This is a genomic window from Cobetia sp. PS-4MA, assembly GCF_057670765.1.
This window is the reverse complement of record NZ_CM173107.1, coordinates 1690669-1713712: the sequence shown is the minus strand read 5'-3', so window position 1 is coordinate 1713712 and position 23044 is coordinate 1690669. Positions and strand designations below refer to the sequence as shown.

Genomic DNA, 23044 nt, shown 5'->3' with positions numbered 1-23044 from the left:
GGGTGTCGGACTGAATTCCGCACTTCGGGAACGACGAACTTCGGCATACAGGGAAGAAGGAGAATCTGCAGGCATCAGCATCACTCATCAAATAGACGTTATCGTTCGAGCATCTTGACCACAGCACCGGAACATGACCTTCGATTTCGGCCTCACGTCACGATGCTGTGGTCAGAATGCTCACCCCGGGCAGGCGCGATACGCTCGATGCGTCGCTCTCCTGACGCGCACTTGCGCCATCCACGGAAAAATACCACACCATGGGCTGACCATTTGGTCAGATTCTTGCTAGAAATACAACATGAGCTGTTACATTGACACTCGAAGACGCCAATCGGGCCCGCGATGCCCAGATTCGGCTGTGCCATACGCCTGAAGGCACCACAATGACAAGACGACCTGACGGGATGCCTGCATGATCGACTTCACCTTGAACGGACACGCGCGTCAGCTGCCCGCGCCTGCACCGGGAACGACAACGCTTGAAGCCCTTCGCACCTCTCTGGGGCATACCGGCACCAAGGAAGGCTGCGCGTCCGGTGACTGCGGCGCCTGCACGATTGCCTTGCAGGTGCCGGGCCAGCCCATGACGACGGTCAATGCCTGCCTGATGCCCGCCCACCAGCTGCAGGATTGCGAGTTGATCACCATCGAGGGACTGGCGAACGAGACCGCCACCTCCTCGCTTTCCCCGGTGCAGCAAGCGCTGGTGACGACCCACGCCAGCCAATGTGGCTTCTGTACCCCGGGCATCGCCATGAGCCTGGCGGTGCTGCACGCCGATCATCAGCTGCGCAGCGCAGAGGGCGAGAGTATCGATGCCGCGCGGCGCGATCAGATGATCGACCATGCGCTGGGCGGCAATCTGTGCCGCTGCACAGGCTATCGACCGATACGCGAGGCTGCCCATCGCCTGCTGCAGGGAGAATTCGGGCCGGCCACCCTGCTGTCATCCGGGCAGGCAGCTTGTCAGCCCGCCACTGGCGAGACGAATTCAGCGTCCCGTCGCGAGCGAGATAGCGAACTGGAAGCCTCGGGCACCTTCCATCGTCCCACCCGTCTTGAAGATCTGCTGGCGCTGCGCGCCGCACATCCCCAGGCGCCCTTGATCGCGGGGGGCACGGATCTGATGCTCGAATACACGCAACGCCTGCGTGACTTCCCGGCACTGATCGATACCACGCGTGTCGCGGCACTTGGCACCATCGAGGAAGGGGAACACGCCGGCCAGGCAGGCTGGTGGATCGGCGCTGCGGTGACCTACCGCCAGCTGATGCCACTGCTGCGTGAACACTATCCCGAGGGCGCGGAGCTGCTCACTCGCCTGGGGAGTGAACAGATCCGCAATCGCGGCACGCTGGGCGGCAACATCGGCAACGCCTCACCCATCGGGGACATGCCGCCGCTGTTGATCGCGCTGGAGGCCTATCTCCAGCTGATGAGTGTCGATGGGGAGCGCATCCTCAAGCTTGAGGACTTCTTCCTCGACTACAAGCGCACTCAATTGATGCCGGACGAGATCATCCATTCTCTCTTCCTGCCGCGGCCGGTTCACAATCAGCGGCTGGCGGTCCACAAGCTTTCCAAACGGCGAGATGATGACATCTCCACGCTGCTGGGGGTCTTCGCCTGGCGGCGCGATGCCAGTGGCCATGCTCAGCACTGGCGAGTCGCCTTCGGCGGCATGGCCGGCATTCCGACACGTGCACCGCATCTCGAGGCACTCCTGAGCCGTGAAACGCTGGAATCGCTCACGCCCGCCCAGCTCGACACCCTCACTCGCCACAGGATCGAGCAGGCCATCCAGGCCGATTTCTCGCCTCTCTCGGACGTGCGTGGCTCCCGCGAGTATCGTCTGCTGGCCGCCAGCCATCTGGTACCCCGAGTGGCGCAGCGAATCCACAATGAACGTCACGCGACTGCCCCCCTCATGCCACTGGAGAGCCTCGATGCGTACCTTGCACAGTCTTGAGTCCGACCCCAGTGCCACTCCGGCCACGAACGCTTCGCCGTCACATCAGCATGAGAGCGCCGAGCGTCACGTCAGTGGCACGGCACGCTACGTCGACGACCTGCCACTCCCCGCAGGCACGCTGCACCTGGCCATCGGCATGAGCGAGGTCGCGCATGCCACTCTGGATTCCCTGGCTCTTGATGCGGTGCGGGCCGCCCCCGGCGTCGTCTGTGTGCTCAGCGCTTCAGACATCCCCGGCCACCGCGATGTCGGCCCGGTCTTCCCCGGCGACCCGCTGCTGGTCAGTGATCGCATCAGTCACCATGGTCAGGCGCTGTTCGTGGTTGCCGCCGAGAGCGAGCGGGCGGCGCGTCAGGCGGCGCGACTGGCCAAGGTGGCGGTGACCCCCTTGCCACTGACGCTTGATCCCTGCCAGGCCGCCAGTCGCGGTGATCTGGTGCGTCCGACCCATACCCAGGCACGTCTGGCCAACGGCCGGGCAGCGACACGCGAAAGCGTCAGCGAACGACTTGCCAGATCCGCCTGGCAATTGGACGGCGAGCTTGAGAGCGGTGGACAGGAACACTTCTATCTGGAGAGCCAGGCAGCGCTGGCCTTGCCGGGTGAAGACGACGAGATGCTGGTGCACAGCTCGTCCCAGCACCCCAGCGAAGTCCAGAAGCTGATCGCCGAGGTGCTGGGCGTGCCCTTCCATGCCATCACGGTGGAAACCCGTCGCATGGGAGGCGGCTTCGGCGGCAAGGAAACCCAGGCCGCGCCGGTGGCATGTCTGGCAGCCCTGGTGGCGCGTCGTACGGGGCGGGCCGCCAGACTGCGACTGCCCCGCAATGACGACATGCGCCTGACCGGCAAGCGCCATCCCTTCCATCACCGCTACCAGTTCGGTGTCGATGACAGCGGGCGCATCGACACCGCCATCATCGAGCTGACCGGCGACTGCGGCCACTCACCGGATCTGTCGGATGCCATCGTCGATCGCGCCATGTTCCATGCCGACAACGCCTATTACCTCGGCAATGCCCATGTGCGCGGTATCCGTGCCCGCACCAACGTGGCGTCCAACACCGCCTTCCGCGGCTTCGGTGGTCCGCAGGGCATGCTCGCCATCGAGGCGGCCATGGAGGATATCGCAAGGCGTCTGGGGCGCGACCCGCTGGAGATCCGCAAGCGCAACCTCTACTGCGAGGGCCGTGAGACCACACATTATGGCCAGCACGTCAATCAGTACCCACTGCTCACCACGCTGATCGACCAGCTCGAGGCGCAGGGCGACTACTGGGCACGACGCGCCGAGATTCGCGCCTTCAATGCCGCCAATCCGGTGGTGAAGAAGGGACTGGCGCTGACGCCGGTGAAGTTCGGCATCTCCTTCACCGCCAAGCACCTCAATCAGGCCGGCGCCCTGGTGCATGTCTATACCGATGGCAGCGTGCAGGTGAATCATGGCGGCACCGAGATGGGCCAGGGCCTGCACACCAAGATCACTCAGGTCGCGGCCCGTGAGCTGGGCCTGAGCGTGGACAGGGTGCGCATCACCGCCACGCGCACCGACAAGGTACCCAACACCTCACCGACCGCGGCAAGTTCGGGAGCGGACCTCAACGGCATGGCCACACGTGATGCCTGCCTGCGCCTCAAGGCGCGCCTGCTCGACTTCGCCGCCGAACATCTCGCCCAGCCACGCGCCAGCCTGAGCCTCGACAATGGCGAGCTGCATGGCCCGAGCGGCGTACTGATGACATGGGGGGAGCTGATCCAGGCGGCGTATCTGGAACGCATCTCGCTCTCCGAGAAGGGCTTCTATGCCACCCCGGACATCCACTACGACCGCGAAAGTGGCACCGGACACCCCTTCTACTACTACGCCTTCGGCGCGGCGCTGTGTGAAGTGGTCGTCGATACCTTGAGCGGCGAATACCGACTGGAAAGCGCCGAGATCCTGCACGACGTGGGAGATTCGCTCAATCCGGCCATCGACATCGGTCAGATAGAAGGCGGCTTCGTGCAGGGCATGGGCTGGCTGACGACGGAGGAACTCAAGTGGAACGAGGAGGGCCGCCTGCTGACCGATGGCCCGGCCACCTACAAGATACCCGCCATCAGCGACGTACCCGACGGCGCGATCACGGTACGCCTGCTAGAAGGACATCCCAACTCGGCCGCCAGCATCTATCGCTCCAAGGCAGTGGGTGAGCCCCCCTTCATGCTCGCCATCAGCGTGTGGGCGGCGCTGCGCGATGCGTTGGCCTCGTTGACCGACTACCGCCGCGCAGTGCGCCTGGATACCCCTGCCACGCCGGAGCGCGTGATGCTGGCGGCGCGTGAGCAGCGTGATTGGCAGGAGCAGCACGCCACTGCCGGCGCAGAGCCAACGCAGGTGCCGTCATGAGTGCAATCAAGAGGGCAATCAAGAGTGCCGCGACCAGCCGCTGGTATCAGGCGCTCGCCGAGGCACAGGCAGCGCTGACGGCCCATGCCCTGGCCACCGTGGTGACGGTGGCGGGCTCCGCCCCGCGAGGTGCCGGCAGCAAGATGCTGATCACCCCGGATACGCTGCACGACAGCCTCGGCGGCGGCCGGCTGGAACAGCTGGTGGTGGAGCGCGCCCGAGCGATGCTGGCGCAGGGACAATCGGGCTGTCATCTCGAGGAGATCGCGCTGGGCCAGCATGCTCAACAATGCTGTGGTGGCCACGTGCAGGTGTTGATCGAGCTGTACCCGGCGCTTGCGCCACGGCTGACCCTGTTCGGCGCCGGCCATGTCGGTCAGGCCATCGTCCACCTCCTGGCGCCGCTGGACTGGCAGATCGACTGGCGGGATTCACGCGCCGAGCAGCTCGAGTCCGCCACGATTCCTGCGGGCAGTGAGGGCAGTGAGGGCCGTGTGCAGCGCCAGACATTCAATATCCTGACGGACCTGCCGCTCTCGAAAGCGGCGCCGGCCTCCGACTCGCTGCCAGTGAGGGCGGGCAGTCATGTGCTGGTATTGACCCATGATCATGTCGAGGACCAGGCGCTGGTGGCGGCTCTTGCACCGCGTGATGACCTGGCCTCGCTGGGGCTGATCGGCTCCAGCAGCAAGTGGGCGCGCTTTCGCCAGCGCCTGCGCGGCGATCTCGACGAGCACGAGGTCGCCCGCATTCGCTGCCCGATCGGTGTGCCGGGGATTCCGGGCAAACGCCCCGAGGAGATCGCGATCGCGGTGGTGGCCGAACTGCTTCAGTTGCAGGCCAGCCGAGCCGCCCAGCAGACCGACGACGCGAACTCCCCAACCTCGTCACACCCCCCATCATTGGACGGCAATGGCCTGACGCGCAAGGGTGCCCGCCAGCTGCGCGCCCGCCTTGCCCCTGACGCGATGCACCAGACAGAACCGACACGGAAGGCCGAATGATGACTGACCAAGACACCCCGCTATCTGTGGCCTGCCACCTGGATGACCGCCGACTGACGGCGGCGCTGCGCTCGGCCGCAAAGGCGCCAGAAAGCGTCAGCCTGTTGCGTGGCGCCCTGCTGCACTTCCTGGATGAGCCTCTGGACGACCCGCAAGGAACACTTGCGTCAGGCGAGCAGGACCCCGCCATCGAGTACTACGCGGATGCCCTGCTGGTGATGCACGCCGGCCATGTGGTCGCCGTGGGGGATCACCACTCGCTTGCCCGGCATGATGCCGTGAGTGAACTGATGCGCCTGAGCCCGCCGCACAGCGTCACCGGTCTGATGATGCCAGGCTTCATCGATACCCACGTGCACTTCCCGCAGCTGGATATCATCGCAAGCTATGGTCACTGCCTGATCGACTGGCTGAATACCTACACCTTCCCCGCCGAGCAGCGCTTTGCCGACCCCGCGCACGCCGCCGAGGTCGCCGAGATCTTTCTTGATGAGCTGCTGCGTCATGGCTCCACCAGTGCCCAGGTGTTTGCCACCTTGCATGCCAGCAGTGCCGATGCCCTGTTCCGGGCCGCGCGGAGCCGCGACATGCGTGTGCATGCCGGTCGCGTGATGATGGATCGCAATGCGCCGCCGGCACTGCTCGATTCAGGCGTCATCGCGCTCAAGGACGATGAGCGGCTGATCGCGGACTGGCACGGGCGTGATCGCCTCGGCTATGTGCTGACCCCGCGCTTCGCCCCGACCTCGACGCCTGAGCAACTCAAGGCCGCCGGCCAACTGCTCAAGTGCCAGCCGGACCTGCACTTGCAGACCCATCTGGCCGAGAACCTCGATGAGGTGAAGTGGGTGGCGGAACTGTTCACCGAGGCTCGGGATTATCTGGCGGTCTATGAGGATGTCGGCCTGAGTCACGAGCGCACCACCTTCGCCCACGGCATCCACCTGGACGATGGCATGCGCCAGCGCATCGCGGATCGTGGCGCCAGCATCGCCTTCTGTCCGACCTCCAACCTGTTCCTCGGTAGCGGGCTGTTCGATCGCGCCAGCGCCCGCCATCAGGGAATCAACATCAGCATCGCCACCGATGTCGGCGGTGGCTCCAGCCTGTGTCAGCTGGAGAGCCTCAAGGCTGCCTATCAGGTCGGTCAGTTGCACGGTGCGGTCGCCCATGATGTGGCGGGGCTTGCGTCACGTGCCAACCAGCCACTGACGCCCTGGCAGGGCTTCTATCAATTGACGCTGGGCAATGCGCGCGCCATGCGGCTGGAGGACAAGGTCGGCAACCTGCGTCCGGGGATGGAGGCGGACGTGATCGTGCTCGACCCCACGGCGACTCACTTGCTGGCGCGGCGTACCCGCTGGGGACAGCCACAGCAGGTACCGCTGGGGGAGGTGCTGTTCGCCCTGATGATGCTCGGGGATGACCGCGCGATTCGCGAGGTGCATGTGGCGGGCCGCTGCCGCAAACGGCACGGCATGCTGCTGAGTGATCACACCGCTGCGAAGACACGCCCAAGGGCGGAAGCATTAATGCCCTGAGGGCATCACAGGTGTGACAACATGCTGACAAATGGTGCCAATTTATAGAATTGGTGCCATTTTTTCATCATAAAGGTGCGTGAGACATGGATTCTCAACGCTGAGTCCACTCGTTATGATGGCGCCATCTTCTCCCAACGTCCTGGGCACCCTCAGTGGTGTCGACGCATTACGAGGTCCGTCATCATGACTCCCACTGCCATCATGCAACGTCGTTATTCCACCAAGGCCTTCGATCCGGCGCGCAAGATCAGCGCCGCCGACTGGCAGGAACTGGAAAACGTGATGCGCCTGAGCGCTTCCAGCGTCAATTCCCAACCGTGGCACTTCCTGGTGCTGGAGTCTGACGATGCCAAGCAGCGCTTCGCACGTGCCGGTACGGATGACAAGTACGCCTTCAACTCGCCGAAGATCACCAATGCGTCTCACGTCGTGCTGTTCTGCACCCGCACTACCCTGGACGACGACTACCTGAACCATCTACTGGATACCGAAGCCTCTGATGGTCGCTTCAAGAAGGATGACGAGTTCAGCGCCATGATGGACGGCGCGCGTCGTCTGTTCATCGACCTGCATCGTCATGATCTCAAGGACATGCAGCACTGGATGGACAAGCAGGTTTACCTCAATTACGGCAGCCTGCTGTATGCCGCCTCCAGCCTGAACATCGATGCGGTGCCGCTGGAAGGCATCGACCCGGTGGCGCTGGACGCCGAATTCGGGCTGCGCGAGAAAGGCTTCAACGCCCTGGTCGCCGTGAGCCTTGGCTATCGCGCCGCTGACGACTTCAATGCGGAACTGCCCAAGTCCCGTCTGCCGGCAGACGAACTCTTCACTCGCCTGTAAGCGCAGGGGTCATCGAGCGGCGGGCAGCGCATTCCCCCACGGGGCTCCGTGCCTGCCGCATTGCATCCGCCCATCGGACATGACACCGTTTCTGCTCATGTCCCATCGTCCGCCGGTCACGTGGGGCATCCGCTTCACGCGTCATCATTTTCGTTCACGAAAGGATTCATGCCATGTCTCTCAAGCTTATCGCGACTCTGACCTTCCCCGCCGACCAGCAGGAAAAGGCCCGTGACATTCTCGCCGACCTGGTCGAGAAGAGTCAGTCCGACAAGGGCTGTCTGCAATATGAACTCTTCGCGGTAGACAAGCAGGTCGAGGAAGGCGAGCCGGTACCGGAAGGCGACTTCGTGGTACTGGAGGAATGGTGGGATGAAGAAGCGCTGGAAGCCCACGTGGCATCCGAGCACTTCCAGGGCTTCCTGGGAGCCTTCGCGGAAGGCGAGATCGGCCTCAAGATCCAACGTCTGCTGACAGTCTGACGCCAGTCGCTTGACCCTGCGCCCGCTTGCCCGGGCCACAGGGACATCAATTCCAGGACCCCGCCGAGTCACGCTCGGCGGGGTCCTGCGTTATCCGGCCACTCATCGAGTGCCTCGGCGACAAGACGTCGTGACAGCAAAAGACACCTGATATTGGTTCACTTCTTGCTTATAATTGCCCGCCCGCGAATCGCATGGCGTGATCACGCATCGTCATCCTCGATCATCAGCCCCATTCCTCCCGCATTTGCCGCGAGCCGACAAGGAGCGTCCCATGACCCAAGCTTCCTCCCAGCACAAGGGGATCGACGAGCCACTGCTCGGCCTCGAGAGCTGCCCCTCCGTTCCCATCTCGGCGCTCGCCGGGGCCCAGCATCTGCTGGCCAGTCTGGCGGGCATCATTGCACCGACATTGATCATCACCAGTGCGCTATCGCTCGGGGCCTACACCGCCAGTCTGCTGTCGATGGCGCTGGTGGTCTCTGGGATCGCCACCTGGATTCAATCCCAGCGCCTGGGGCCATTCGGTTCGGGGCTGTTGAGCATCCAGGGCACCAGCTTCAGCTTCGTGTCGGCCTTGATCACCGCCGGCCTGATCGCGCGCAGCCAGAATGCCAGTGACGAACAGGTGCTGGCGGTACTGTTCGGCACCTGTCTGGCCGGCAGCCTGATCGAGATGGCATTGGGCACGGTACTGCCATGGCTCAAGCGCGTCATCACACCGGTGGTGACAGGCGTGGTGGTGATGCTGATCGGGTTGAGTCTGATCGAGGTCGGCATGACGGATATCGGTGGCGGCTTCGGTGCCGCGGACTTCGGCGCCCCCGCCAATCTGGCGCTGGCCGGCTGCGTGCTGATCACGGTACTGGCCTGTCAGGTCTCGCGTCACCCGTGGCTGAGAATCGCCTCCATCTTCATCGGCATGGCCGTCGGCTGCATCATCGCGGCGCTGGGCGGCATGTACGATGCGCCACAACTGGCGGATGCCGCACTGATCGCTCTGCCGCATCCGGCGACGCTGAATACCGGCTTCGACTTCTCGCTGGCCGCCTTCCTGCCGGTGGCCTTCATCTTCATTATCACCGCCATCGAGACCGTCGGCGATCTCACCGGCAGCGCACGCGCCTCGGGGCTCGCCGTGGATGACGACACGCATCAGAAGCGTCTGCGCGGCGGCGTGCTCGGGGATGGCCTGAATTCCGCACTCGGCGCGCTGGCCGGCACCTTCCCCAACACCACCTTCAGTCAGAACACCGGCGTGATCCAGCTGACCGGTATCGCCAGCCGCCATGTGGGCCGCTACGTGGCGGGCTTCCTGCTGTTGCTGGGCCTGTCGCCCTTCATCGCCACCCTGCTCACGCAGATGCCGCGCCCGGTGCTCGGTGCCACCACCACACTGATGTTCGCGCTGATCGCCGTCTCCGGCATCCGCATCCTGATGGCGCAGCCCATCGGGCGTCGCGAGATGATGATCATCGCGCTGGCCCTGGGGCTTGGCCTGGGCGTCGGCATGGTACCGGATGTGCTGAACGCGATTCCGGGGGCCTTCGCCGATGCCTTGCGCTCGCCGATCACCATGGGCGGCCTGACTGCCATCCTCGCCGAGTTGCTGCTGCCGAAGATGGAAGATGCCGAGGTGTTCAATCCCAGAGCGAGTGAGCGTGAGTCCACCGACAGCATCAGCGCAGATCAGGAACACGCCTGAGCCGCAGGCGCCGCAATGAGACATGAAAAAACCGGCGCATCATTGGCCGGTTTTTTCATGTCGGTCGCCTCTTGAGGCCAGTCGCGCTTCTTAAGCTCAGGTGCACTTCTTCACGCCATTCGCTGACGCACGCAGAGACGTACAGCTCGCACTTCCTGAGCAGGTCATCCAATCTCCACAATGGCAAGACAGACTCGTACAGCGGTGTGCCTTGCCATCGGTTACCCTTCACCCACTACACATAAGCGCTTTCTCATCAACAGTCATGCAATCGGCACCCTGACAATCAGCACTTTGAGGCTGGAAGGCGCTATAGCGCATCGGAGCCAGACACAAGGAACGTATCGCTCATGCTGAACACTCGACTCACCTCATCACACGCGCCGGGCTTGCGCGCATCCACCCGCTCGCGCCTGGCGCTGAAGACCCTGCTGGGGGCTGCATTGCTGAGCACGCTCAGCGCCTGCGCCAGCCATCAGGACCATGAATGGCAGGCAGACACGTCCTATCACCTGACGGTGCTGCACACCAATGATCATCACGGTCGCTTCTGGCGCAGCAGCGATGGCGAATACGGCATGTCGGCACGCAAGACGCTGGTCGACCGTATCCGCGCCGAAGTGGAATCCGAGGGTGGCAGCGTGCTGCTGCTGTCCGGCGGAGACATCAATACCGGCGTGCCGGAGTCCGATCTGCAGCAGGCCGAACCCGACTTCAAGGGCATGAACCGCATCGGCTATGACGCCATGGCGGTGGGCAATCATGAATTCGACAACCCGCTGGACGTGCTGCTCAAGCAGCGCGACTGGGCCGATTTCCCGATGCTGGCCGCCAACATCTACGACAAGGCCACCGGCGAGCGTCTGTTCGCGCCCTACAGGATCTTCGATGAAGACGGCGTCCATATCGCGGTGATCGGCCTGACCACCGAAGACACCGTGCGCATCGGCAACCCGGAATACTTCAGCAATCTCGAGTTTCGCGATCCCAAGGAAGAGGCACGCAAGGTCATCGAGCAACTGAACGAGCATGAGCAGCCGGACCTGATCTTCGCCGTCACCCACATGGGGCATTATCAGAATGCCGAGCATGGCATCAACGCGCCGGGCGACGTCGCGCTTGCGCGCTACCTGCCCACCGGTGCGCTGGACATGATCGTCGGAGGGCACTCCCAGGAGCCGGTGTGCATGGAGGGCGTCAACCGGATGGCGGACTTTGCGCCCGGCGATGATTGCCAGCCGGACCGCCAGAACGGCACCTACATCGTGCAGGCACACGAGTGGGGCAAATACGTGGGGCGTGCCGATTACGAGTTCCGCAATGGCGAACTGACCATGCTCAACTATCAGCTGATCCCGGTGAACCTCAAGAAGAGCGTCGAAGTGAACGGCGAGCGTCACAAGGTGCTGGTCAAGGAGGAAATCGCCGAGGACAGCGAGCTGCTCGAGTTCCTGCGCCCCTATCAGGAGAAGGGCCAGGCGCAGCTCAATGTCACCGTCGCGCAGAGCAACGGCAAGCTGGAGGGGGATCGCGACGTGGTGCGCTTTGCCCAGACCAATCTGGGCCGCCTGATCGCCACCGCCGCCATGCAGGCCGGCAAGGCAGACTTCGGCGTGATGAACTCAGGTGGCGTGCGCGCCTCCCTGCCCCAGGGCGAGATCACCTACAAGGATGTGCTGACTGTACTGCCCTTCGGCAACACCGTGGGGGTCGTCAGCATGTCGGGCAGCGAGGTGCTCGACTACCTCAATGCCGTGGCGACCCAGCCGGTGGACTCCGGCGCCTATGCCCAGTTTGCCGGTATCAGCATGCAGGTCGACCGGGCCGAGGGCAGCGTCTCTGACGTGATGATCCAGGGCCAGCCCCTGGACAGAAGCGCGCAATATCGCTTTACCGTCCCGAGCTTCAATGCCACCGGCGGGGATGGCTATCCGAAGGTCACTGACCTGCCGGGCTACCTGGATACCGGCTTCGTCGATGCCGATGTGCTCAAGGCCTACCTTGCCGAGCAGAGCCCGATCGATGTCTCGGCGTACGCCCCGAAGGGCGAGATCGTCTATCAGTGACGCTCAACGCGTTCGCGACGCGATGTGATCGAATGAGATAGACCACTACGGGACGCCAAGGCGTCCCGTAGTCGTTTCCAGAGCCGGGATATCCTCACCAGAGGCTGACGTCGGACTATACAAGTGCGGATCGCACAGGTTTGATAAGCCATGCGCACCACCACCACAAAGACCGTCGAGACCCTGGCCCATGAACCTCAACCGCACCGACAGCGAACTGCTCAACCTGCTGATCAAGGACGGCCGCATGTCCTATGCCGACATCGCCCGCAAGCTGGGCATCTCGCGTGCTCACGCCCGCTCACGCGTCCAGGCATTGGTCGAGAGTGGCGTGATCGAGCAGTTCACCGCCGTCATCAACCCGGACAAGCTCGGCAAGGGCATCTCCACCTTCGTGGACCTGACCGTCGCGCCCAGCGCCATCGAGCGCATCGCCGAGGAGCTTTCCGCCTGTGTCGAGGTGGTCAGCCTCTACATCATGAGCGACCTGAAAAGCCTGCACATCCACACCCTCACCGACAGCTACGAAGCCTTCGACAGCTTCGTGCGCGAACATATCTTCAATCGTGACGAGATACTCTCCGTCGACTGCAAGTCGCTGATGACACGCGTGAAGCACCGTCGTGGTGGCGCACGGCTATAAGCACGCGCCGGGGTCGCGAATCAGTGCATGCGACCCAACCCACGCAGCAAGCGCATGGTGACCCACAGAAAGCCCAGCGGGAACAGCACCGTCTGGGTGATGAACAGCATGGTGAGGTCGATCACCTTGTCGGTCATGGCATCAAAGCCCTCGGTGACACTGGTGATCGGCCCGCCGACCCAGCCTTCCATGCTGCCCTTGAACTGCTGCCACCAGCTGCGTTCCTCGTGCTCGCCTCCCACCTGCTTGTCCGCCACTTCCGCCAGCTGCTGCTGCGTCACGCTCAGCTGCGCCATCTGCGCATCTCGGCTGTCATCGAGAAAGGCCTGACCTGCCGCACCACTGGCCAGCGCGACACTGAGCACGGCAAAGCGCAGCGCGATGCCCCATAGCGCCAGGCGCACGAGTGCCTGCTGCCACCAGGGAGAGACGCGCCCGGCTTCGCTGTCTGCCCGCCTGCCCTCGGCCAGCAGGCCGAACACCGCCAGCAGACAGGCCACGGTGGTCATGCTCTTGATGATCACGGAACCGGAGATGCCCAGCAGCAATTTCTGCAGCGCCAATGAGCCGGTCGCCGCGAACATCACCCACGAGAAGCGCTCGATCATGTCATTGGCGGGGTCCAGCGCCTCCCCGGGCGAGACCTGAAATACCTGCAGGTCGATGGTCGAGGATTGAAGCACCGAGATGGTCGCGTTCAGGCCCTTGGCGATGGCGAAGGCGCTGAAGGCCTGCCCCAGGGTGGCATCGATGACATCGCGTGCCCACTGCTGGGGCAACTCCCACCAGGCAAGCACTGCCATTACCAGCAGGATGGCGATCAGGAAGGCCCGGGGTATTCGCGCGTCAGTGGGTGCGCCGGGGGCGGCAGGCAGGCGCACGCCAGCATGTTTCGCGAAAGGCGTGGAGGAGACGGCAGACGTGGCCGGCGTGGGAGAAGCGGAATCGTCAGAATCATGAGGTGACATGCAAGGCTCCAACAGGGCAAAGCCGCATGATGCCACCGGGTTTGCTGACTGTCGTCATCGCCCGGCAATCACCGGCCCCGTTCATGTCTCTGTCGGCTCTCTCCGCCCAGCTCTCTCTTCTCCCTGCCCCCCGTCCCTATCAGCCCACGCACCGCTCAGCCCTCTCGTGCCAAGCCCTTTCCTGACAGCCTCGCTCAGAGGTAATGCACCGCGATGACTCAAGCGCACCGTAATGCGGCAAGCATGACAATTGGTCATCACCACCCCACATTCGCGAGCCAGATGTCACCTTCCGTAATGCTATCAATGAACAAATGCCGCGATTGGCGTCATCTTCTGACATTTGTCAGGCACTGAACTCCGCACATCAGCGGCTCCACGGTCTCACATGTGCAACTCCGGAGACGCATGCGCGCATTCTCAACGGAAAACAGCGCCTTCTGCCTGTACATATTTCATTGAAATAATTGGAAAAATTTCTCAGACGGCGAAATGGCACACAGCTTGCAGAGTCATCCTCGTAGCGCGATGACAAATGACAGCCTCAAAACTGACAAATGAAAGACATCGCTACTCAAGAGCATGCAGAAACACCGACACAACAAGATCGCTGACCTCGATGTCAGCACGCCGTACAGGCTCCCCTTGCCGCATCCGCACATCCACCGCCGCAGGGGCACTACTGGTCATCCGTCCGCAGGAGAACCTCCCATGACATTCGATCGTCGCAAGTTCCTGGGTGCCGCTCTGGCAACCTCAACCGCTGGACTCGTGATGGGTGCGCCCGCCATCGTGCGCGCGGAATCCAGCAAGACCTATCAATGGAAGATGACCAATGCCTACGGCCCGGGATCGCCCTTCTATGTCGAGGGCCCCGGTAGCCCGACCGACTTCTGCCGCAAGGTGGAAGCCATGTCGGGCCGGCGCATGAAGATCCAGCACTTTGCGGCCGGTGAGCTGATTCCGGCACTGGAAGGCTTCAATGCCGTCGCCAGTGGCGTGGTGGAGATGAACGCCGGCAATGCCTATTTCTGGGCCGGCAAGATTCCCGCTGCCCAGTACTTCACTACCGTCCCCTTCGGCATGAATACCCAGGGCATGAATGCCTGGCTGTATCACGGTGGCGGCCTGGAGCTATGGCATGAGCTGTACGCCCCCAAGGGACTGATCGCCTTCCCGATGGGCAATACCGGCGTGCAGATGACCGGCTGGTTCCGCAAGCCGATCAACACGGTGGAGGACTTGAAAGGCCTGAAGATGCGTATCCCGGGGCTTGCCGGCAAGGTCTATGCCGAGCTGGGCGTCGCCGTGCGCCTGTTGCCGGGCGGCGAAATATTCCCGGCGCTGGAGCGCGGTGTCATCGATGCCGCCGAATTCGTCGGCCCCTATCAGGACCGCCGTCTGGGGCTTCAGAAGGCTGCCAAGTACTACTACACCACCGGCTGGCACGAGCCGACCAACGTGACCGAGCTGATGATCAACAAGGCCGCCTGGGAGAGTCTGCCGGAAGACCTGCAGGCCATCGTCAAGGCCGCCGCTCAGGCGTGCAATGTCGAGAGCCAGGCCTGGTGTGAGTCGGTGAACGCCGAAGCGCTCAATGATCTGGTGGAAAACGAGGGCGTCACCGCTCAGCCGTTGCCCGATTCCGTGGTGGCGCGCCTGAAGGAAGTCACCGAGAAGACGCTGATCGACATGGCGGCCGCCGATCCGGACACCGCACGTGTGCACGAGTCGTTCATGGCCTTCCGCGATCAACACAAGGAATGGGCCGCCGTCAGCGAGAAGACCTTCCTGGCACTCTGACGGCTGACATCGAACCTCCCCCGTCGCGGTACCTGCGGCTCACGTCCCCAGTGCCTGAACGGATCACCGCTGGTGTCATCCCTGCTCCCCCTGTCTACGCCACGGCCTGTCCCGTCGTGGCGTTCGTGAGGTCATGTCATGCTGCATGTCATCCACTGTCTCGAGGGCATCATCGAGCGGCTGGGCATCATTGCCCGTTACTCGCTGTTGGCACTCGTGGTGCTGGTCGCCAGTAACGTGCTGTTGCGTTACTTCTTCAGCATCAGTCCCGTTCCACTCCAGGAATTCGAGTGGCACCTGATTTCCCCCATCGCGCTGCTGGGCATTTCCTATGCCCTCAAGCATCGCGCCGACGTTCGCGTCGATGTCTTCTATGATCGATTTTCCCCCAAGGGGCGTGCGCTGGTGGATCTGCTCGGCGCACTGATGACCATCGCCATCGGCACGGCCATTGCCTGGCTCGGCCTGAGCTATACCGAGCAGTCGTATCAACTGATGGAAGGCTCACCCGACCCCGGCGGCCTGCCCTATCGCTACCTGCTCAAGGCCTTCATCCCCATCGGTTTCGCCGCGCTTGCCCTGCAGGGCATGGCGGATTGCCTGCGCGCCTTGCTGACATTGACGAACCGCATGCCCGACGCCTCTTCCACCACGTCATCCAACACCAAGGTGCCTTCATGAGTCCGAATGAGTGGATTGCCCTCAGCATGATCGGCGGCTTCCTGATCCTGATGCTGATCGGGATTCCGGTCGCGATCTCATTGGCGGTGGCCGGTTTCGTGGCGGGTCTGGCAGGCTTCGGCCCGCTGCTGTTCAGCCTGATGCCGGCACGTCTCTATGGTGTGGTCACCAATTACACGTTGCTGGCGATACCGCTGTTCGTGTTCATGGGGGTCATGCTCGAGAAATCGCGGGTCGCCGAGGACATGCTCGAGACCATCGGTCGCGCCATGGGTGGCGTGAACGGCGGCATGGGCATCGCGATCATTCTGGTCGGCGTGCTGATGGGCGCCTCCACCGGGATCGTCGGTGCGACTGTGGTCACCGTCGGCATGCTGACATTGCCGACCCTGCTGCGCCGCGGCTATCACCCGGGCGTGGCCTCGGCCACCATCTGCGCCTCAGGCACCCTGGGGCAGATCATTCCGCCGAGCCTCGTGTTGATCCTGCTGTCGGAGATTCTCGGCGAATCCGTCGGTACCCTGTTCGCCGCCGCCTTCGTGCCGGGCCTGGCGATTGCGGTCATCTACATCGTCTACCTGCTGGTGCTGGGCTGGTGGAAGCCGGAACTCGTCCCGGCCATTCCGGAAGAGGAGCGCGCCGCCGCTGGCGGCATGAAGGAATTGCTGAGGGATCTGGCGCGCAGCGTGATTCCGCCGCTGATGCTGGTCTTCGCGGTACTGGGCTCGATTCTGGGTGGCGTGGCCGCCCCCACCGAGGCGGCCTCGATGGGCGCACTGGGCAGTCTCGTGATCGCGCTGCTGGCGCGGCGCCTCGACTTCCCGATGCTCAAGGCTTGCCTGCACTCGACCCTGACCATCACCGCCATGGTCTATTTCATCCTGTTGTGCGCGCAGCCATTCTCGCTGGCCTTCCGCGGCCTGGGCGGCGAGAACATGGTGCACGACCTATTCAATCTGCTGCCGGGGGGAGAACTGGGCGCTCTCATCTTCCTGATGGTGATACTGTTCGTGCTCGGCTTTTTCCTGGAGTGGATCGAGATCAGCTATATCGCACTGCCGATGTTCCTGCCGGTCTTCATCGGCTATGGCACCGACATGGTATGGCTGGGCGTACTGGTGGCGATGAATCTGCAGATGTCATTCCTGACGCCTCCCTTCGGCTGGGCATTGTTCTTCCTCAAGGGGGTCGCGCCACCGGAAGTCACGACACGCCACCTGTATCTCGGCGTACTCCCCTTCGTGGGACTGCAGGCCATGGCCATCGTGCTGCTGTTCTGCTTCCCGGGTCTTGCCACCTGGCTGCCGGACGCCATCGGTTGGTAACCCGGTCACGATGGCCAGCCTGACAGGCGACTTGACGCCACCAACGGGGCCTGGCCATCACAAGGGCATTGAAAAGATAATTCAGCAACGCGTAATGTCTTGGCTCGCCAACCCGCTCGCACCCCCTCGGAGACAGCGCGAGAGAAAGCGCTCCAGGGAGATGCCTCGACTGCCGATGTCGTCTGTCGGCAACTTTCACCAGCAATGAATGACCCCGCACCATACGGGTACTACAAGGAAACACCATGGAACTGTTCTCAGCCTATCCACTGCACTGGATTCTCGGTCTGATCGCCGCACTTATTGTCACCGGCATGATTGCAGGCGTGATGGCCGGCTTGCTGGGGGTCGGCGGCGGTATCGTCATCGTGCCCGTGCTCTTTCACCTCTTCAGCCTGCTGGGTGTCGATGAGGCGGTCCGCATGCACCAGGCGGTCGGCACCTCGCTTGCGACCATCATTCCCACCTCGATCATGTCGGCCAGGGCCCACTACGCCAAGGGCAATCTTGACCCGGCGATACTCAAGCGTCTGCTGCCGGGCGTGATCATCGGCGTCATCATCGGCGGCCTGCTGTCCAACCTGTTCAGCGGCGCGGTCCTGATGGGGCTGTTCGCCACCGTCGCCTTCCTCGTGGCGCTTAACATGTTCCGTCGTCAGTCCACCGTGCTGGGCACTGGCCTGCCGGGCCCGCTGGGCAGTGGTGCGCTGGGTACCTTCATCGGTGGCGTCTCGACCCTGATGGGCATCGGCGGCGGCACCCTGAGCGTGCCGACCCTCAGCACCCTGGGCACTCCGATGCACCTGGCCGTGGGCACGGGCGCAGCGCTCGGGCTGGTGATCAGCCTGCCGGGCACCGCCAGCTTCCTGCTCAATGGCATCGGGGAGCCGAACCTGCTGCCGGGCTCCATCGGCTACGTCAATCTGCTCGGTTTCGCCGCCATCGTGCCGGCGACCATGCTGTGTGCGCCGATCGGTGCCAAGCTGGCCCATGCGATGGATGCCGCCAAGCTCAAGAAGGTCTTCGCCATCTTCCTGATGTTCACGGCACTGCGCATGTTCTACGACCTGTTCTCCGGCAGCTGATCTCCGCCCTCAGCGCACTGACAACGGCGCAATAACAACAACGACATTCACAGGAGCAAAACGCCATGATGCATACCCGACGAGGATTCGGTGGAGCCTGCGCTGCCCCCCATCATCTGGCAGCAGAGGCCGGCCGTGACATCCTGCGTGACGGCGGCAATGCCATCGAGGCGATGGTCGCGATGGCCGCGACCATCGCCGTGGTCTATCCGCACATGAATGGTATCGGCGGTGATGGCTTCTGGCTGATCAAGCGACCCGGTCTCGCCCCCATCGCAATCGATGCCTGTGGGCCGGCCGCGGCGCTGGCCAGCCGAGAGTTCTACGCCGCGCAAGGCTACGGTGTGACCGATGACGAGACAGGCGCTCCCCTGGTGAATGGCGACAGCATCCCCACCCGTGGGCCGCTGTCCGCCTTGACGGTGGCCGGGACCATCGGCGGCTGGCAGGAGGCACTGGCCTTCTCGGCAGACACCTCCGACGCCGAGCGCGCGCCATTGCCCCTCGCGACGCTGTTGCGACAGGCCATCCGGCATGCCAATGACGGGGTCGCGGTCAGCGCCAGCCAGCAAGCCTTGAGCGAGAAGCACCTGGCCGTGCTGTCACGGCAACCCGGGTTTGCGCAGCGCTATCTGGGTCAGAGCGAGTCAGGGGAGCCGATGGCGCTCGAGGAAGGCGCCCGCCTGCGTCAGCCGGCGCTTGCCATGACCCTCGCCCGCCTGGCGGATGCCGGGCTGGACGATTTCTACCGAGGCGAGCTGGCGGCGCACATGGCGCAGGAACTGCAGTCCACCGGCAGTCCGCTGCGCCTGGAGGACCTCAACGGCTATCACGCCCAACGCGTCACCCCGCTCAAGGTGCGTCTGCGCGACAGTGAGGTATACAACCTGCCCGCCCCGACCCAGGGTCTGGCGACATTGATGATTCTCGGGCTCTACGATGAATTGAGCGCCAGGCACGGCATCAGCGAAGCGGAGGGCAATACACCGCGTCACCTGCATGCGCTGATCGAGGCCACCAAGCGTGCCTTCCTGGTGCGCGACAGCCTGATCACCTCACCGGACTGCCTCGAGGGCGGGCTGGAAAGCGGCATCACGACGCAACAGGCACATCTTTCGCAGGATGCCTTGACTCAGCAGGCGGCAATGATCGACATGCAGGCCGCCCTGGAATGGCCCTACGAGCCCGCCGAGGGCGACACCATCTGGATGGGCGCCACGGACAGCGAGGGCACTACCGTCAGCTTCATCCAGAGCGTCTACTGGGAGTTCGGCAGTGGCATGGTACTGCCGAGCAGTGGCGTGATGTGGCAGAACCGCGGACTGGCGTTCGATCTGGCGCCCGACAGACTGCGCAGCCTGGCGCCGGGCCGCAAGCCCTTCCATACCCTCAATCCCTCACTCGCCTGCTTCGATGATGGCCGTGTGATGGCCTTCGGCACCATGGGCGGTGAAGGCCAGCCGCAGACTCAGGCCGCTGTCTTCACTCGCATCGCCCGTCACGGCATGTCATTGCAGGCCGCGATCAGTGCTCCACGCTGGCTGCTGGGTCGCACCTGGGGCGATGTCAGCACCAGCCTCAAGCTCGAATCGCGCCTTGAGGGTGACATGGCGGAGGCACTCAGGGAGCTGGGGCATGAAGTAGAGGTGCTGGAAGACGCCTACAGCGATACGCTGGGTCACGCCGGTGCGGTGATGCGTCACCCGGATGGACAGGTCGAGGCCGCACATGACCCACGCAGCGATGGTGGCGCGGCGCTGACCTGATGAAATCCGGCCAGCTCAGCGTCACAAGCTGGCCGAGATATTGCTGCTCAGATTGATGCTGGCAATAGTATGGTTCAACCCCCTCCCTCCCCCCAGTCAGACCGGGGGGCAGGGATGAGACCTCGTCATGACATGAAACTTTCCTTATTCATGATTGAGGAAACCATGAGGCAAACCGCCTGCCTCTGCACAGACGCATCGGATGTTCATTGGACAGCACGGTATCGACAGGCCATTGGCATCGATAACTCCGACAACAACGACAAAGAGCGACTCACCACAATGACTACAGCTTCCTTCATGACTCCTCGCCGCCTTGTAGCTGCCATCTCGATCGCCGCCTGTTCTCTGGCCTATGGCATTCAGGCCAATGCGGCGGATCACCCGGGCGTCAAGATCTACGCGACCGGCGGCACGATAGCGGGCAGCTCAGCCTCCTCCACGGACACCACCAACTACAAATCCGGCAGCATCGGCGTACAGGCACTGCTGGATGCCGTACCGGAACTGGCAGACGTGGCAGAGGTGACGGGCGAGCAGATCGCCAATACCGGCAGCAGCAACATCGATCAGGAAATCCTGCTCAAGCTGTCGAAATCGATCAATGAGACGCTGGCCACCGATGCCACACATGGCGTGGTGATCACGCATGGTACCGATACGCTGGAGGAGACCGGCTTCTTCCTGGATCTCACGGTCGAAAGCGACAAACCGGTGGTGATGGTGGGTGCCATGCGTCCGGCGACCGCCATCAGTGCCGATGGTCCCTTCAATCTGCTGGAGGCGGTCACGCTGGCCGCCGATGAAGGCGCGGAGGGTCGTGGGGCGATGATCGTGCTCAACGACCGCATCGGTTCGGCGTATTACACCACCAAGACCAATGCCATCATGATGGACACCTTCAAGGCGACCGAGCAGGGCTATCTGGGTGCCTTCATCAGCGGCAAGCCGCACTTCTACTACACACCGGCGACCCCGACCGACAAGCCACACTTTGACGTGACGTCCCTCGATGGCCTGCCAAAGGTCGATATCATCTACGCCCATCAGGACATGGACCCGGCGCTGTTCACCGCTGCACTCGACAATGGCGCCAAGGGTATCGTGATAGCCGGCAGCGGCAATGGCTCCATTCCGGACACTCTGAAGCCATTGGTGAAGCAGGCGATGGAAGATGGTCTGCCAGTCGTTCGCAGCACGCGTACCGGCAACGGCATCGTGACGGCCAAGGAAGAAGGTATCGGCAGCGGTGCACTCAACCCTCAGAAAGCGCGCATTCTGCTCTCGCTGGCGCTGACCGAAACCGATGACATGAACACCTTGCGCGCCTACTTCGAGTAAGCCATCCGCCAGATGGCATGACGCGGCGTGAGAGTGACCCGCAAAGCAACAAAGGACTGCCACGGCAGTCCCTTGTTGCTTTTCCACACTCAGTGATTCATTCAGGCGCGTTGCGCTGCGAGGGGCTGCGCGTGAACGCGCCGGGGCGTTTTTCACCCTCTTCACTCTCGTGATAGCGCTTGGCCGCATTCGCCCACCAGGCAAGTTGTTCGAAGGCCCGCTCGAGATAGCCGCTCCATTTCTGGGCATCTTGAGTCTCGGTGTAGCTGCCGTCCTCATCGAGCACGTCCTGGGCCCGGGGCACGTGGATCATCGCCGAGACCGGCAGACAGCCCAGCTCCGAGAGGAAGGTGCGCATGTTAACCGCCGCCCGCACGCCACCCCACTGTCCTGCGGAATAGGTCGCGATCACCGAGGGCTTGTAGGAGTAGAGCGAGCTGCCGAAGTGATTCAGGAGATTCGCCAGTGCCGGACTCATGGAATGGTTGTACTCGGGGCTGACCACCACATAGCCATCCGCCGACTCTATTTCCTGGGCGAGTGTCAGCAAATCCTGCGGGGCATTGCGTTGTGCATAGGAAAACAGCGGCTTGAAGGGGTCCGAGAGGTCGTAATTCAGGGGGTCGATCAACACCGCTTCATGACCACTTTCCTCAAGCTTGGCCATGCAACATCTGGCGACCCGCTCTCCCAGACGTGCGGGGGATGGGGGTGAACTTGTCCGTACCGACCCCAGAAAGACCAGAATCTTGAGCGCCATTGTCAACTCCTTCAAGTGTGTCATGTAAGGTGATTCTGGCAGCGCATCACCCCTGAATCACGCATTCCCACCATGCTCCATTGCCATCTCGGCCGATTGGCAGATTGACCGCAACCCCCTTCGTGGCATCTCGTGATCGGAAGCGACACATCAGACTCGATGTCTTCGCTATTTTCGCCCGTCACCCAGGGCTAACCTCGCGAAGGTGAGATCGCTTTCGACGAATTCCTCGACAGGAAACGATACGCCACATCACCGTTTCCTCAGCACATCTCCGCCAGCAATGAGCCTTGGGTAGCGTTATGGCATATTCGAGGTTGCGTCATTTCCTTGCTGACGATGGACGACGATCCCCCGCCACTGGCAAGGCGGAAAGATGGCTCACGATGGATGACCGCGTCTGCCGAACCACCCAGAATCATGCCATCAACCCAATTTTCGCGACATTTTTGCCAATGATATCGCCAAATAACCGACCATGCCCTCTTCGCGCTTCAGTCCTCGCGTGATCCCGCAGGGCGGAGTCTCGCGCAGACCGACATCCGGATTCCCCCATCATGAACCTGTCATGGCGACGCAACAAACATGCACCAAAACTAATAAAGTGCTAGCTTTACCATCCCGCAAGCATGAGATATCTCATCCACCTCAGGAAACGAGGAGT

General features: G+C 62.9%; 17 protein-coding genes. 15 read left to right on the top strand and 2 right to left on the bottom strand.

The annotated features are described in order from the left end of the window. The first annotated feature begins 415 nt into the window (after window positions 1–415). The 9 genes from AC26AR_RS07340 to AC26AR_RS07300 all read left to right on the top strand — a co-directional run bounded on the left by AC26AR_RS07340 (window position 416) and on the right by AC26AR_RS07300 (window position 12651). A complete protein-coding gene (locus AC26AR_RS07340; protein WP_404625451.1) occupies window positions 416–1972 on the top strand; it encodes a xanthine dehydrogenase small subunit in 1557 nt (518 codons plus the stop codon). Further along, a complete protein-coding gene (gene xdhB / locus AC26AR_RS07335; RefSeq protein ID WP_404625449.1) occupies window positions 1950–4364 on the top strand; it encodes a xanthine dehydrogenase molybdopterin binding subunit in 2415 nt (804 codons plus the stop codon). Before AC26AR_RS07340 ends, xdhB begins: the two co-directional genes overlap by 23 nt. Further along, window positions 4361–5368: a xanthine dehydrogenase accessory protein XdhC gene (gene xdhC / locus AC26AR_RS07330; RefSeq protein WP_479398676.1), complete on the top strand. Its 1008-nt coding sequence runs from the start codon at window positions 4361–4363 to the stop codon at window positions 5366–5368. Before xdhB ends, xdhC begins: the two co-directional genes overlap by 4 nt. Next, window positions 5365–6909 carry a guanine deaminase gene (gene guaD, locus AC26AR_RS07325; protein WP_479398675.1) on the top strand — a complete coding sequence of 515 codons (1545 nt, stop codon included), beginning with the start codon at window positions 5365–5367 and terminating at the stop codon, window positions 6907–6909. The genes xdhC and guaD overlap by 4 nt, the downstream gene beginning before the upstream one ends. Before the next feature lie 186 nt (window positions 6910–7095). Continuing rightward, on the top strand, window positions 7096–7755 hold the full coding sequence (gene nfsB / locus AC26AR_RS07320; RefSeq protein WP_176503656.1) for an oxygen-insensitive NAD(P)H nitroreductase: 660 nt from the start codon (window positions 7096–7098) through the stop codon (window positions 7753–7755). Between the two features lie 173 nt (window positions 7756–7928). Beyond that, window positions 7929–8237, top strand: a complete 309-nt coding sequence (locus tag AC26AR_RS07315; protein WP_084208749.1) for a putative quinol monooxygenase — start codon at window positions 7929–7931, stop codon at window positions 8235–8237. A 274-nt stretch (window positions 8238–8511) separates the two neighbouring features. Further along, complete coding sequence (locus AC26AR_RS07310) at window positions 8512–9942, top strand: uracil-xanthine permease family protein (RefSeq protein ID WP_191236961.1); 1431 nt, start codon at window positions 8512–8514, stop codon at window positions 9940–9942. Between the two features lie 350 nt (window positions 9943–10292). Then, the gene (ushA, locus tag AC26AR_RS07305; RefSeq protein WP_488107792.1) at window positions 10293–12008 is read left to right on the top strand and encodes a bifunctional UDP-sugar hydrolase/5'-nucleotidase UshA; all 1716 of its coding nucleotides are present in this window, start codon (window positions 10293–10295) and stop codon (window positions 12006–12008) included. Window positions 12009–12198: 190 nt separating this feature from the next. Next, a complete protein-coding gene (locus AC26AR_RS07300; protein ID WP_077376692.1) occupies window positions 12199–12651 on the top strand; it encodes an Lrp/AsnC family transcriptional regulator in 453 nt (150 codons plus the stop codon). 20 nt (window positions 12652–12671) lie between these two features. Here the strand turns inward: AC26AR_RS07300 and AC26AR_RS07295 are convergent, their stop codons facing one another. After that, window positions 12672–13619 carry a hypothetical protein gene (locus AC26AR_RS07295; protein WP_404625441.1) on the bottom strand — a complete coding sequence of 316 codons (948 nt, stop codon included), beginning with the start codon at window positions 13617–13619 and terminating at the stop codon, window positions 12672–12674. A 711-nt stretch (window positions 13620–14330) separates the two neighbouring features. Here AC26AR_RS07295 and AC26AR_RS07290 point away from each other — a divergent pair. From AC26AR_RS07290 to AC26AR_RS07265, 6 genes are all read left to right on the top strand, one after another. After that, a complete protein-coding gene (locus tag AC26AR_RS07290; protein ID WP_488107791.1) occupies window positions 14331–15422 on the top strand; it encodes a TRAP transporter substrate-binding protein in 1092 nt (363 codons plus the stop codon). 138 nt (window positions 15423–15560) lie between these two features. After that, window positions 15561–16103 (top strand): TRAP transporter small permease subunit, encoded by a 543-nt coding sequence (locus AC26AR_RS07285; protein WP_141392067.1) that lies wholly within the window; start codon window positions 15561–15563, stop codon window positions 16101–16103. After that, entirely contained in the window at window positions 16100–17428 is a 1329-nt protein-coding gene (locus tag AC26AR_RS07280) for a TRAP transporter large permease (protein WP_479398669.1), read from the top strand. Before AC26AR_RS07285 ends, AC26AR_RS07280 begins: the two co-directional genes overlap by 4 nt. Before the next feature lie 245 nt (window positions 17429–17673). Then, a complete protein-coding gene (locus AC26AR_RS07275) occupies window positions 17674–18513 on the top strand; it encodes a sulfite exporter TauE/SafE family protein (protein ID WP_404625435.1) in 840 nt (279 codons plus the stop codon). Between the two features lie 65 nt (window positions 18514–18578). Beyond that, a complete protein-coding gene (locus AC26AR_RS07270) occupies window positions 18579–20279 on the top strand; it encodes a gamma-glutamyltransferase family protein (protein WP_404625433.1) in 1701 nt (566 codons plus the stop codon). Window positions 20280–20561: 282 nt separating this feature from the next. Next, window positions 20562–21620, top strand: coding sequence for a type II asparaginase (locus AC26AR_RS07265; RefSeq protein ID WP_217622031.1), 1059 nt, complete (start codon window positions 20562–20564; stop codon window positions 21618–21620). Between the two features lie 97 nt (window positions 21621–21717). Here AC26AR_RS07265 and AC26AR_RS07260 read toward each other — a convergent pair whose 3' ends face one another. After that, window positions 21718–22380 carry an NADPH-dependent FMN reductase gene (locus tag AC26AR_RS07260; RefSeq protein ID WP_404625432.1) on the bottom strand — a complete coding sequence of 221 codons (663 nt, stop codon included), beginning with the start codon at window positions 22378–22380 and terminating at the stop codon, window positions 21718–21720. Window positions 22381–23044 lie beyond the last annotated feature (664 nt).

Coding starts and splice junctions, on each gene's coding strand:
- AC26AR_RS07340 (WP_404625451.1), top strand. CDS start 416: ATGATCGACTTCACCTTGAACGGACACGCGCGTCAGCTGCCCGCGCCT.
- xdhB (WP_404625449.1), top strand. CDS start 1,950: ATGCGTACCTTGCACAGTCTTGAGTCCGACCCCAGTGCCACTCCGGCC.
- xdhC (WP_479398676.1), top strand. CDS start 4,361: ATGAGTGCAATCAAGAGGGCAATCAAGAGTGCCGCGACCAGCCGCTGG.
- guaD (WP_479398675.1), top strand. CDS start 5,365: ATGATGACTGACCAAGACACCCCGCTATCTGTGGCCTGCCACCTGGAT.
- nfsB (WP_176503656.1), top strand. CDS start 7,096: ATGACTCCCACTGCCATCATGCAACGTCGTTATTCCACCAAGGCCTTC.
- AC26AR_RS07315 (WP_084208749.1), top strand. CDS start 7,929: ATGTCTCTCAAGCTTATCGCGACTCTGACCTTCCCCGCCGACCAGCAG.
- AC26AR_RS07310 (WP_191236961.1), top strand. CDS start 8,512: ATGACCCAAGCTTCCTCCCAGCACAAGGGGATCGACGAGCCACTGCTC.
- ushA (WP_488107792.1), top strand. CDS start 10,293: ATGCTGAACACTCGACTCACCTCATCACACGCGCCGGGCTTGCGCGCA.
- AC26AR_RS07300 (WP_077376692.1), top strand. CDS start 12,199: ATGAACCTCAACCGCACCGACAGCGAACTGCTCAACCTGCTGATCAAG.
- AC26AR_RS07295 (WP_404625441.1), bottom strand. CDS start 13,619: ATGTCACCTCATGATTCTGACGATTCCGCTTCTCCCACGCCGGCCACG.
- AC26AR_RS07290 (WP_488107791.1), top strand. CDS start 14,331: ATGACATTCGATCGTCGCAAGTTCCTGGGTGCCGCTCTGGCAACCTCA.
- AC26AR_RS07285 (WP_141392067.1), top strand. CDS start 15,561: ATGCTGCATGTCATCCACTGTCTCGAGGGCATCATCGAGCGGCTGGGC.
- AC26AR_RS07280 (WP_479398669.1), top strand. CDS start 16,100: ATGAGTCCGAATGAGTGGATTGCCCTCAGCATGATCGGCGGCTTCCTG.
- AC26AR_RS07275 (WP_404625435.1), top strand. CDS start 17,674: ATGGAACTGTTCTCAGCCTATCCACTGCACTGGATTCTCGGTCTGATC.
- AC26AR_RS07270 (WP_404625433.1), top strand. CDS start 18,579: ATGATGCATACCCGACGAGGATTCGGTGGAGCCTGCGCTGCCCCCCAT.
- AC26AR_RS07265 (WP_217622031.1), top strand. CDS start 20,562: ATGACTACAGCTTCCTTCATGACTCCTCGCCGCCTTGTAGCTGCCATC.
- AC26AR_RS07260 (WP_404625432.1), bottom strand. CDS start 22,380: ATGGCGCTCAAGATTCTGGTCTTTCTGGGGTCGGTACGGACAAGTTCA.